Source organism: Nocardioides sp. NPDC057577 (assembly GCF_042801335.1).
Lineage (GTDB): Bacteria > Actinomycetota > Actinomycetes > Propionibacteriales > Nocardioidaceae > Nocardioides.
Genome location: NZ_JBHVGB010000196.1, coordinates 1 through 11,075 on the forward strand (window position 1 = coordinate 1; position 11,075 = coordinate 11,075).

An 11,075-nucleotide genomic window follows, 5' to 3' on the forward strand; every position below is an offset into this window, starting at 1 on the left:
ACTGCACGCCTTGGAGCGAAGCGAAGCGAGCGAGGCGTGCCGTTGCGCCGACTCGGCGTCTCACGAGGAGCAGCCGCCTACGCGCCTGGTGCCCCCGTGCGCCCTCGGCCGCCCCGAGTCATAGCTTCTCGACCGGGGCATAGCGGAGAAGCAACCGCTTGACCCCCGTATCCCCGAAGTCGATGCTCGCGACCTGCTTGTCACCGGAGCCCTCGATGGTGACGACGGTGCCGAGGCCGAAGGAGTCGTGGGTGACGCGGTCGCCCGGGTCGAGCGAGGGCACCTCACGGGCCGGCTTCGACTTGGCAGCGACGTCGGCGCGGAGCGCGGCGGAGGAGAAGTTGCGGCGGCCGGCGGCCGTGGGCTGGCCGAGACGCTGGCCACCGCCCCAGCTGTCGTTGGCGAAGTTCGGCCGGCCCCACGAGGACATCTCCTTCTCCGTACGCCGCCAGTCGACGAGGTCGACCGGGAGCTCGTCGAGGAAACGGCTGCCGGGGTTGTGCGAGGGTGCGCCCCACGCGGACCGGACGACCGCACGCGAGATGAAGAGCCGCTTCTCGGCGCGGGTGATGCCGACGTAGGCCAGGCGGCGCTCCTCCTCGAGCTCGGTGCCGTCACCGAGGGCCCGGGAGTGCGGGAAGACGCCGTCCTCCATCCCGGTGAGGAAGACCGCCGGGAACTCCAGGCCCTTGGCGGTATGGAGGGTCATCAGGGTGACCACGCCGTCCTCGTCGTCGGGGATCTGGTCGGTGTCGGCGACGAGCGCGACCCGCTCCAAGAAGTCGGCGAGACCGGGCTCGACCGTGCCGGCGTCGACATCGGCCGGGTCGGCGCTGGGGGCCGCGACCGGGTCGTCGGAGAACTCACGGGCCACGGCGACGAGCTCGGCGAGGTTCTCCACGCGGGTCTCGTCCTGCGGGTCGTCGGACTCCTCGAGCGAGGCGAGGTAGCCCGATCGGTCGAGCACGGTCTCCAAGATGACGTCGGCCCGCTCACCGGCGGCGACCATCTGCAGCAGCTCCTCGACCATCGCGACGAAGGCCTTGATGTTGGTCAGGCTCCGGGTGGCCAGACCGGGAGCGTCCTCAGCCTTCTGCAGCGCGTCCCAGAAGGTCAGGCCGTCGCGCTCGGCGAGCGCGTTGACGCAGGCCACGGCGCGGTCGCCGATGCCCCGCTTGGGGGTGTTGAGGATCCTTCGGAGCGAGACCTGGTCGTCGGGGTTGGCCAGGGTGCGCAGGTAGGCCAGGGCGTCGCGCACCTCCTTGCGCTCGTAGAAGCGCACACCGCCGACGACCTTGTAGGGCTGGCCGGTGCGGATGAACACCTCCTCGAAGACACGCGACTGGGCGTTGGTGCGGTAGAAGACGGCGACGTCGGCGGCCTTGAGCCCGCCGTCGACGAGCTTGTCGATCTCGTCGGAGACGAACCTGGCCTCGTCGCGCTCGTCGTCGGCGACGTAGCCGACGATGCGGTCGCCGTTGCCGGCGTCGCTCCACAGCGCCTTCTCCTTGCGACCCTTGTTGTGCTTGATGACCGCATTGGCGGCGGTGAGGATCGTCTGAGTGGAACGGTAGTTCTGCTCCAGCAGGATCGTGGTCGCGTTGGGGAAGTCCTGCTCGAAGTCGAGGATGTTGCGGATGTTGGCGCCGCGGAAGGCGTAGATCGACTGGTCGGCGTCGCCGACGACCATCAGCTCGGCGGGGTCGCTGCGCGGGGCGTCGTCGGCGTAGGAGTCGGTCAGCGCGGTGTCGTCCATCCGGTCCGCGCAGAGCTCGTGGACCAGGGCGTACTGAGCGTGGTTGGTGTCCTGGTATTCGTCGACCAGCACATGCCGGAACCGGCGCCGGTAGACCTCCCGCACCTCCGGGTAGGCGCGGAAGAGCTCGACGGTCGACATGATCAGGTCGTCGAAGTCGAAGGCGTTCGCCTGCCGCAGGCGCTTCTGATACTCCTTGTAGGCCGCCACGTAGGTCTGCTCGAGGTGGTTGCGCGCGTCCTTCTCGGCCGCCTCGACGTCGCGCAGCTCGTTCTTCTGGTCGCTGACCCAGTTGAGCACCTGGCCGGGCTGGTAGTGGCGCGGGTCCAGGTCGAGGTCGGTGAGCACCAGCTGCATCAGCCGCTTCTGGTCCTGGGCGTCGTAGATCGAGAAGTTGGACTTCAGCCCCACCTTGTCGATCTCCTTGCGGAGGATCCGCACGCAGGCGCTGTGGAAGGTGGAGACCCACATGATCCGGGCCCGCTTGCCGACCAGGGCCTCGACGCGCTCCTTCATCTCGGCGGCGGCCTTGTTGGTGAAGGTGATCGCCAGGATGCTGCCGGGGTGGGCGCCGCGCTGGGAGATCAGCCACGCGATCCGGCGGGTCAGCACCCGGGTCTTGCCCGAGCCCGCACCGGCGACGACCAGCAGGGGCGCGCCCTGGTGCTGCACGGCCGCCTTCTGGGGCTCGTTGAGCCCGTCGAGGAGCTCCTCGGTGCTCGGTCCGCGTCGTTTCGCACGCGGCTCGTCGGCCGGCTGCGCCGAGGCGAAGGCCTCGAGGCCCGGGATGGTGGCAACAGGGGTCTGGTCAGGCGTACTCATGCTGGCTCCAGCCTAGAGCGCAGCACCGACAAGACGCGGATCAGGAGACGTGCGCGGAGGACCAGAAGACCGCCACGCAGACGTTGATGATCGTCAGCCCGAAGATCGTCCAGTAGAGCCCGTCGGCGATCTTGGGCTTGCGCAGCTGCGACATCACCAGGCCGAGGATGACCAGGCCGATCACGAGCTTCACCCCGACCTTGGCGTGGTCGACCGGACCGTCGCCCATCTCGAGGACGCCGACGAGCAGCAGACCGGCGAGGAAGGCGGTGCCGGAGCCATCCCGCATCAGGCCGTTGGCGACCTTGTCGGGGGCCTTGATCTGCACCAGCAGGCCGCCGAAGAGCGCGGCGAAGCCGAGCAGGTGAATGACGAGCAGGATGTGCCGCACGAACTCCATGCGCACAGACTAGATCCCCGGCCTCGGCGGCCGCCAGACGGGACCACCTCGAGGCATGTATTCGAACGATCACACGATTTTGGTCACGTTCGCCTTGGGGAATGTTCGGTTGTCTGCCTACGCTCACGGTGACCGCCACCATCGCTCTCGGCTCCGCAAGGAGGATTCTGACGTGTCATCACCTCGCCCGACCCTGCCCACCGGCGGGTCCAGACCGCTCGATCAGCTCCGCCAGACCATTCGCTTCGACGTACCGGCCTCGCTGGTCGTCTTCCTCGTCGCCGTGCCGCTCTCGCTCGGCATCGCCGTCGCCTCCGGTGCGCCCGTCGCCGCGGGCCTGATCGCCGCCGCGGCAGGCGGCATCGTCGCCGGTGTCTTCGGCGGCTCACCACTGCAGGTCAGCGGCCCGGCCGCCGGCCTCACCGTCGTCGTCGCCGAGACGGTGGCCGAGTTCGGGTGGGAGGCGACCTGCGCGATCACCCTGATGGCCGGCCTTCTCCAGATCGTGCTCGGCGCCAGCCGGCTCGGACGCTACGCATTGGCGATCTCGCCGACCGTCGTCAGCGCAATGCTGGCCGCGATCGGGATCTCGATCGTCCTCGGCCAGCTCAACGTCGCCCTCGGCGGCCGGTCCCAGGCCAGCGCGATCGAGAACATCCGGCACATCGTCGGTAACGCACAGGAACCCAACATCGACGCCGTCCTGGCCGGGCTCGGCGTGATCGGCATCCTGCTCGCCTGGCCGCGGCTGCCGCAGCGGGTCCGCGCCGTGCCCGGGCAGCTCGTGGCCATCGTGGCGATCACCCTGCTCGCGGCCGCTTGGCTCCCGAGTGCCGAGCGCGTCCACCTCGGCCCTGACCTGCTCGATGAGATCGGCTCGATCGCGATGCCGGAAGGCACTCCTCTCGCTGTGGCCGGCGCGGTGCTCACCATGGCTCTGATCGCAAGCGTCGAGAGCCTGCTCTCGGCGGTCGCCGTCGACAAGCTGCACGGTGGCCCACGCAGCAACCTGAACCGCGAGCTCATCGGCCAAGGGCTGGCCAACACCGTCTCGGGAGGTCTCGGCGGCCTCCCCGTCACCGGCGTCATCGTGCGCAGCTCGACCAACGTCGCCGCAGGGGCCCGCACCCGGGTCTCCGCGATCCTGCACGGCGTCTGGGTGCTCCTCTTCGCCCTGGTCCTGGTCGGACTGGTCGAGCAGATCCCGCTCGCGGCCCTGGCCGGTCTGCTGATCATGATGGGCACCGGCCTGGTCCGGCCCGCCGATATCTCCCAGGCGCGTGCCCGCGGCGAGCTGTGGATCTACGCCCTCACCATCACTGCCGTGCTCGCGCTCAACCTCATCGAGGGTGTCCTGATCGGCCTGGTCGCCGCGCTGGTCCTGGTGCTGTGGCGCCTGGTCCACGTGCGGATCGACGTGCGGCCGGCCGGCCAGGCCGCCGACGGCCGCGAGAAGTGGCTGGTCGAGGTGCACGGCAGCCTCTCGTTCCTGGCGACGCCGAAGCTGGTGAGCAGGCTCGACGAGATCCCGGAGGGCCAGGTCGTCGAGCTCGACCTCCTGGTCGACTACCTCGACCCGGCCGGGCGCGACCAGCTCGACCACTGGCGCGCTCGCTACGAGGCCGCCGGTGGCACCGTGATCGTGGAGCACTCCGGACCCCACGGCATCGAGGCGCCTCGCCAGGAGCGCGCGCTGAAGGCGCCTCCGATCAGCCCCCGCGGCCTGTTGCCGTGGAGCGCCTGGCAGGACGTACGCGCCGACCGCACCGACCGGCACCACCCACTGGCCCTCGGCGTCCGGGAGTACCACCGCCGCCACGCGGCACCGCTGCGCCCGGTCTACGAGGGCCTGGCCGACGGCCAGGAGCCGCACGCGGTCTTCCTGACCTGCGTCGACTCCCGGGTGGTGCCGAACCTGATCACCTCGAGCGGTCCGGGCGACCTGCTGACGGTGCGCACGATGGGCAACCTCGTGCCCGAGCCCGGCAGCCCGGACAGCTCGGTCGCGGCGCCGATGCTGTTCGGCGTGGACGACCTCGGCATCAACACCGTCGTCGTCTGCGGTCACTCACGTTGTGGGGCGATGACCTCGGCGCTGGCGAGCACCCGGGCCGGGACGGTGCCCGCCGGGCCGGTCGGCGACTGGCTGCGCCACGCCGCTCCGGCGATCCAGGAGTGGCAGGCCGGGCACCCGGTCGGCGCCGCGGCCGCCGCGGCCGGCCGGAGCGAGATCGACCAGGTGTCCCAGGTCAACGTCGCGGTGATGATCGACCGTCTCGGGGAGATCCTGGAAGGCCGGGACGTACGTCTCGTGGGCCTGTTCCTGGACATCTCCGACGGCACGATGCAGATCCTGCGTGGCGACAGCTTCACGACGCTGACCGACTCGGAGACCGACGAGCTCGCCCACCTCATGGAGGCCCGCCCGCCGGAGCCTGCCTAGAGCCTCAGAGCAGGCGGCGGTCGTTGGCCCAGCGGGTGAGCTCGTGACGGCTCGACAGCTGCAGCTTGCGCAGCACGTTGGACATGTGGGTCTCGACCGTCTTGATCGAGATGAACAGCTCGCCGGCGACCTCCTTGTAAGAGTAGCCGCGCGCGATGAGGCGCATCACCTCGCGCTCTCGTTCGGTCAGGCGGTCGAGATCCTCGTCGATGTCGGCGATGGCGATGGTGCCGGCGAAGGCGTCGAGCACGAAGCCGGCCAGGCGCGGGGAGAAGACCGCGTCTCCCCCGGAGACCCGCTGGATCGCGGCGACCAGCTCGGCGCCGGTGATGGTCTTGGTGACGTAGCCGCGGGCACCCCCACGGATGGTGCCGATGACGTCCTCGGCCGCGTCGGAGACCGACAGGGCGAGGTAGCGCGGCGAGCCGTCGACGGCGGGCGCCTTGCGCATCACCTCGACACCGCCGCCACCGGGAAGATGTACGTCGAGCAGCACCACGTCGGGCTTGCCCTCGGCGATCGCCTTGACCGCCGTGTCGACGTCCTCGGCCTCGCCGACGATCCGGATCACCGGCGACCGGCTCAGCTCGGCGCGTACGCCCGTGCGGAACATCGCGTGGTCGTCGACGATGACGACCTTGACCTCACTCATGTCCGTTCTCCTTCATACCCGGCCTCCTTCGTGCGAGGCTGCTTCAGCCGCACCTCGGTGCCTTCACCTGGTGACGATCTCACCACAGCCGACCCGCCGTGGCGCGACATCCGGTCGATGATGCTGTCGCGTACGCCGTGCCGGTCGGCGGAGACCTCGTCCAGGACGAAGCCTTCGCCCCGGTCGCGGACGAAGACCTCGTAGGCCTCGTCGGTCGCTTCGGCGTAGACGTCGACGCGGCCGGTGCCGGCGTGCTTGGCGGCGTTGGTGACGGCCTCGCGGGTGGCGGCGACGATCGGGCGCACGGTCTCGTCGAAGGGACCGTCGCCGACGACCACCACGTCGACGGTCACGCCGTGGGCGTCCTCGACCTCGGCGGAGGCCGCCTTCAGCGCGGCCGCGAACGTCTCGTCGGCCTCGGCGGGGGTGGAGAAGAGCCATTCGCGCAGGTCGCGTTCCTGGGCGCGGGCCAGCTTCTGCACCATCGCGGGATCGCCGGAGTTGCGCTGGATCAGGGCCAAGGTCTGGAGGACCGAGTCGTGCAGGTGCGCGGCCATGTCGGCGCGCTCCTGGCTCCGGATCCGCTCCTCGCGCTCGCTGCCCAGGTCGCTGGCGAGCTGGCGCACCCACGGCCCGGCGACGAGGAATCCCGCGGCGAGCACGATCAGCCCGGCGATGACCAGCGCAGTGGCGTTGCCGAGGTCGAGCTGGCCACCGGCGAGGATCACCGCGAAGAGCATCAGCCCGACGCCGACCCCGACCCGGACGTACGCCCGCCAGCCGCCTTTGCCGAAGACCATCCGCACCAGGTCGAGGCGCCCGGTGCCGTCGATCCAGCGCTCTCGCTGGGCAGCGTCCGCCTGGCGCCACAGCAGTGCGACGCCGGCGACACCGAGCATCGCCGGCCAGATCAGCGCACCGGCACCGAGCAGCGTGTCGAAGAGCACCACGGCACCGAACCCGAGCGCGAGCAACGCGATCGCCGGGCCCTTGTCGACGCCTCCCGGGCGTGAGGAGGGCCGGCGGCCGCCGCGAGTGGCGCTCTCGCCACCCGGCGTGGACTGCTCCAGGTGGGGCGCGGCGGGGATGAAGATCCACAGGGCGGCGTAGAGCAGCACGCCGAAGCCGCTGAAGACCGCGGTCACCACGAAGAACGCGCGCACGGCCAGGACCGGCAGGCCGAGGTGCTCGGCCAGGCCGGCAGCCACGCCGCCGATCACCGAGGCGTCGGTGTCGCGGTAGGCGCGGCGTACCCCCGGTGGCGGTGGCGGGGGCGGTGGCGGGGCCGGCAGCTCCGTCGGCGCATGGGTTGTCGTCATGATGACAACCATCGTCACACCAACCGCGGGCGCATGCCATGAGGATTCACCCTGATCCTTGCTCATCGAGAACTCAGGGCCGTCCCTGATGGTCTGCGGGGTGCGAAGGAGTCAGAGTAGGGGTGTGACGATCCCGCCCGAGGCACCCCTGCCTCCTACCCCGGAGCCGCCTCCGCCTGTCTCCGAGAAGCGCACCCGCCCCAGTGGCGAGCAGCTGCGCAACCTCAGTGGCCTGCGGCGTACGACCCATGCCTCTCCGGAGGGACGGCACATCGCCGGCGTCGCGGGTGGGATCGCACGCCACTTCGACGTCGACCCCCTGCTGGTGCGGGTGATGCTGGTGGTCGCGGTGTTCTTCGGCGGCGCCGGCGGGATCGTGTACGTCGCGGCCTGGGTGCTGGTGCCCGAGGACGGCGCCGAGGACGGGATGATCCCCGTCGGGCCACCTGCCCGCAATCTCCTGCTCTGGATCGCCGGCGGGATCGCGGCGATCTCGCTGCTCGGGGACGCGTTCGGCGACACCAGCATCCCCTGGTTCTGGCTCGCGGTGCTCGGGGTCGTCGCGCTCTGGTACGCCAACCGCGGCAAGTGGGGCCGCAAGCGCGGCGGACCTCCCCCGACCCCTGCCGCGTCGCCGGCAACCACGAGCATGGACGTTCCCGCAGCTCAGACACATTCTCTTCCGGCGCCGTGGCCACCCGGATCCTACGATCCCACCACGTCCCTCGCCCGGACCGGCCGCCGGCGTCCGCCGCTGCTGTTCGGTCGCGCCATCGCGGTCGCCGCGCTGGTCGTGGGGATCCTCGGGCTCGTCGACGTCGCCGACTGGGCGCCGATCCCGACCAGCGCCTACCCGGCGGCGCTGCTGGCCGTCTTCGGTGGCTTCCTCGTGCTCGGCGCGTTCTGGGGCCGGGCGGGCGGACTGATGTTCCTCGGCCTGATGGCTCTGGTCGCGCTGCCGCTCACGATGATCGACCCGTCGGACTTCGATACCGGCAGCAGCGTCGAGGCCCACCCTCGGACCGTCGCCGCGCTGGAGAGCTCCTACGTGGTCGACGCCGGCGAGATCGTCCTGGACATGAGCGCCATCGACCCGAAGACGCTCGAGGGCCGCGACCTGGACATCACCAGCACGCTCGGGGAGATCACCGTGATCGTCCCCGACGACGCCACCGTCTCGGTCGAGGCCACCATGGGTGCCCTGGGCGAGGCGAAGGTCTTCGACGAGACCCGCAGCGACGTCGGCGGCTTCGTCCTGACCCGTACGCACGTCGCCGGTGAGGAAGGCAGCGAGCCCGGCCTCGCAAAGGACGCCGACCTTCGGCTGACGGCGACGGCGGAGCTCGGCGCGATCAACGTCTACGAGGAGAGCGACCCCCGAGCCGTACGCTTCGTCGACACTCCCGAGAGGAGCATCCGGTGAGCTACGACTACGCTCCCCCGCCACGCTTCGAGGACCAGGCGTCCGCGGAGAAGCCGACCGGTCGCCACCCGGTCAACATCGGCCACCTGGTGATGGGCCTCGCCTTCCTCGTCTTCGTCGTCGTCTGGGCCCTGATCGTCAGCGGCACCGTCGTCATCCATGACATCGAGGACCTCCGCTGGCTCCTCCCGCTCCCCTGGATCGTCGGCGGCGGGGTCGGTCTGCTCGCCGCGCTCCTCAGGAAGAGCTGACCCCGACGCGTCACGGCGCGGCGACGTCGAGCGACTTCTCCTTGAACTTGCCGGCGATCATCGACCGGAACGCACCCCTGGTGACCTTGTTGCCGCCGATCAGCGACATCGTGTTGCGCATCATCAGGTCGCGCCTGGTCTGGGGCACGAACATGGCCAGTCCGTCGGTACGTCCCGAGCGCTGCTGCACCTCGATGAACGGCCGCAGGCGCTGCTCCCACTCCCGCAGCGCCCGCGCGGTGTTGCCGGGGTTGCGGGCGAGCGTCGTGCCGAGCAGGTCGGCACCCGCGATGCCGGTCGAGGCGCCCATCCCGGAGTAGAGCGTCAGGCACCAGGCCGCGTCGCCGACCAGGACGACGCGGTCGGTGTGCCAGGTCGGCATCACGACCTGGTGGACCGAGTCGAACAGGCTGTCCTCGGCGGCCTCGAACTGGTCGAAGAGGTTCTCCAGGATCGGTCCCGCCTGCTCGGGGCCGAAGGCGTCGCGGAGCCGGTCGATCGGCGCGCCCTGGAACTGGGCGCTCTCGTCGGCGGTGCGGTAGGAGAACATCACGGTCGGCGTGTGGTCAGCGAAGCCGAACACCCACACCGAGCGGCCCTCCTCGGCGAGGATGAGGCCGTCGGAGGGCCCGAAGCCCGGCACCTGCTCCTCGAGGAGAGCCACGCCGATGATGTGGTTCAGCGGCCGCATCAGCTCCTCGTCAGGGCCGAAGACCAGGCGGCGTACGGTCGAGCGGAGGCCGTCGGCGCCCACGACGAGGTCGAAGCGTTCGGTGCTCTCGTGGCCGTCGGTGGTCCGCAGGGTCACGTCGACCCCGTCGGCATGCTCGTCGATCGCGGCGGGGCTGGTGCCGTACCGGATCTCGGTGGTCCCGGCGGCCTGGTCGTAGAGCGCCGCCTCGATGTCGCCGCGCAGGATGAGACGTGGGTCGCCGGGCAGGTCGGCATAGCCCATGCCCGGCCGGCGCTTCGTGCCGGACCGGTCGACGTCGTACGTCATCCCGTCCCGGTCCGTACGGTTCCCGATCGCGTCGAGCACACCCATGCGCTGCGCGGTCGCGCGGCCGGTCTCGAACAGTCCGACGAAGTAGCCGGCCGACCGGCGTTCCGGGGCACGTTCCACGATCACCGGCTCCCAGCCGATCTCGCGCAGCCGCATCGCGGTCGCCAGCCCCGCGATGCCCATCCCGACGATCAACGCACGTGGCGTGGCCATGGTCATCTCTCCTCCCAAGCGGAGACACTTTCTCCGGTTAAATTCGAGCGTAGCACTAACCGGAGATGAGTCCTCCATTTTGTTAGGATGGAGTCATGAGTATGTCCCCGACCCAGCGCACTCGGCCCCTGCGCGCCGACGCCGAGCGCAACCGCCAGCGGCTCATCGCCGCGGCCCAGGAGCTCTTCGCGTCCCGAGGCATCGACGTCACGCTCGACGACGTCGCCCGTCATGCCGGTGTCGGCGTCGGCACCGTCTACCGCCGCTTCGCCAACCGCGAAGAGCTCATCGAGGCCGTGCTCATGGGGGCCGTACGACGCCTTGCCGAGCATGCCGAGGTGGCGCTGACCAACCCCGACCCATGGCAAGGCTTCGAGGAGTTCTTCGTCGCCTCCGCGCGCGACTTCGCCGAGAACCGCGGGCTCCGCGAGCTCGTCCTCGAGCGCGACCGCGGCACCGCCGACGCTTTCGTGGATGCCCGGAACGGATTCCAGCCTGCCACCACCGCCCTCATCAGTCGCGCCCAGGAGGCAGGTGAGCTCCGGGACGATCTCTCGCCCGTCGACTTCCCGCTGATCCAGCTGATGCTCGGGGCGGTCACTCATCACACCCGGGACGTGGCGCCTGAGCTGTGGCGGCGCTACGTCACGCTCGTGCTCGACGGGCTGCGGACTCGGCGGGATGCGCCTTCTGCCTTTGGGGCTCCGGCTATCACGGAGGAGCAGTTTGATCGGGCGCTTAATTAGGGCTCTTCGCCTGGACTGGTTTTCGTGGCTGGGGTGGGCCGCCGACC

Annotated in this window: 9 protein-coding genes; 4 read left to right on the forward strand and 5 right to left on the reverse strand. The window is 70.3% G+C overall.

Features of this window, described 5'->3' with window-relative positions; genetic code table 11:
* Positions 1-118: 118 nt before the first annotated feature.
* Both pcrA and ACFU7D_RS25825 read right to left on the reverse strand, forming a co-directional pair.
* Positions 119-2,578: a DNA helicase PcrA gene (gene pcrA, locus ACFU7D_RS25820; RefSeq protein WP_378872791.1), complete on the reverse strand. Its 2,460-nt coding sequence runs from the start codon at positions 2,576-2,578 to the stop codon at positions 119-121.
* A gap of 40 nt (positions 2,579-2,618) precedes the next feature.
* Positions 2,619-2,978 (reverse strand): hypothetical protein, encoded by a 360-nt coding sequence (locus ACFU7D_RS25825; RefSeq protein ID WP_378872794.1) that lies wholly within the window; start codon positions 2,976-2,978, stop codon positions 2,619-2,621.
* A 172-nt stretch (positions 2,979-3,150) separates the two neighbouring features.
* On the opposite strand from ACFU7D_RS25825, the gene ACFU7D_RS25830 reads away from it, so the two are divergent.
* Positions 3,151-5,421 (forward strand): SulP family inorganic anion transporter, encoded by a 2,271-nt coding sequence (locus tag ACFU7D_RS25830; RefSeq protein WP_378872797.1) that lies wholly within the window; start codon positions 3,151-3,153, stop codon positions 5,419-5,421.
* A 4-nt stretch (positions 5,422-5,425) separates the two neighbouring features.
* Here the strand turns inward: ACFU7D_RS25830 and ACFU7D_RS25835 are convergent, their stop codons facing one another.
* A complete protein-coding gene (locus ACFU7D_RS25835) occupies positions 5,426-6,073 on the reverse strand; it encodes a response regulator transcription factor (protein ID WP_091052906.1) in 648 nt (215 codons plus the stop codon).
* Positions 6,070-7,392 (reverse strand): PspC domain-containing protein, encoded by a 1,323-nt coding sequence (locus tag ACFU7D_RS25840; protein WP_378872799.1) that lies wholly within the window; start codon positions 7,390-7,392, stop codon positions 6,070-6,072. The genes ACFU7D_RS25835 and ACFU7D_RS25840 overlap by 4 nt, the downstream gene beginning before the upstream one ends.
* Before the next feature lie 124 nt (positions 7,393-7,516).
* Between ACFU7D_RS25840 and ACFU7D_RS25845 the strand changes: the two genes are divergently transcribed.
* Positions 7,517-8,815, forward strand: a complete 1,299-nt coding sequence (locus ACFU7D_RS25845; protein ID WP_378872801.1) for a PspC domain-containing protein — start codon at positions 7,517-7,519, stop codon at positions 8,813-8,815.
* Entirely contained in the window at positions 8,812-9,066 is a 255-nt protein-coding gene (locus ACFU7D_RS25850) for a hypothetical protein (protein WP_378872803.1), read from the forward strand. The genes ACFU7D_RS25845 and ACFU7D_RS25850 overlap by 4 nt, the downstream gene beginning before the upstream one ends.
* A gap of 10 nt (positions 9,067-9,076) precedes the next feature.
* Here the strand turns inward: ACFU7D_RS25850 and ACFU7D_RS25855 are convergent, their stop codons facing one another.
* On the reverse strand, positions 9,077-10,282 hold the full coding sequence (locus ACFU7D_RS25855) for an FAD-dependent monooxygenase (protein ID WP_378872805.1): 1,206 nt from the start codon (positions 10,280-10,282) through the stop codon (positions 9,077-9,079).
* Between the two features lie 95 nt (positions 10,283-10,377).
* Here ACFU7D_RS25855 and ACFU7D_RS25860 point away from each other — a divergent pair, with 95 nt between their 5' ends.
* On the forward strand, positions 10,378-11,028 hold the full coding sequence (locus ACFU7D_RS25860; protein ID WP_378872809.1) for a TetR/AcrR family transcriptional regulator: 651 nt from the start codon (positions 10,378-10,380) through the stop codon (positions 11,026-11,028).
* Positions 11,029-11,075 lie beyond the last annotated feature (47 nt).

What these genes read in the sequence shown, in the direction of transcription:
- pcrA (WP_378872791.1), bottom strand. Translation starts at nt 2,578, where the DNA reads ATGAGTACGCCTGACCAGACCCCTGTTGCCACCATCCCGGGCCTCGAG.
- ACFU7D_RS25825 (WP_378872794.1), bottom strand. Translation starts at nt 2,978, where the DNA reads ATGGAGTTCGTGCGGCACATCCTGCTCGTCATTCACCTGCTCGGCTTC.
- ACFU7D_RS25835 (WP_091052906.1), bottom strand. Translation starts at nt 6,073, where the DNA reads ATGAGTGAGGTCAAGGTCGTCATCGTCGACGACCACGCGATGTTCCGC.
- ACFU7D_RS25840 (WP_378872799.1), bottom strand. Translation starts at nt 7,392, where the DNA reads ATGACGACAACCCATGCGCCGACGGAGCTGCCGGCCCCGCCACCGCCC.
- ACFU7D_RS25855 (WP_378872805.1), bottom strand. Translation starts at nt 10,282, where the DNA reads ATGGCCACGCCACGTGCGTTGATCGTCGGGATGGGCATCGCGGGGCTG.
- ACFU7D_RS25860 (WP_378872809.1), top strand. Translation starts at nt 10,378, where the DNA reads ATGAGTATGTCCCCGACCCAGCGCACTCGGCCCCTGCGCGCCGACGCC.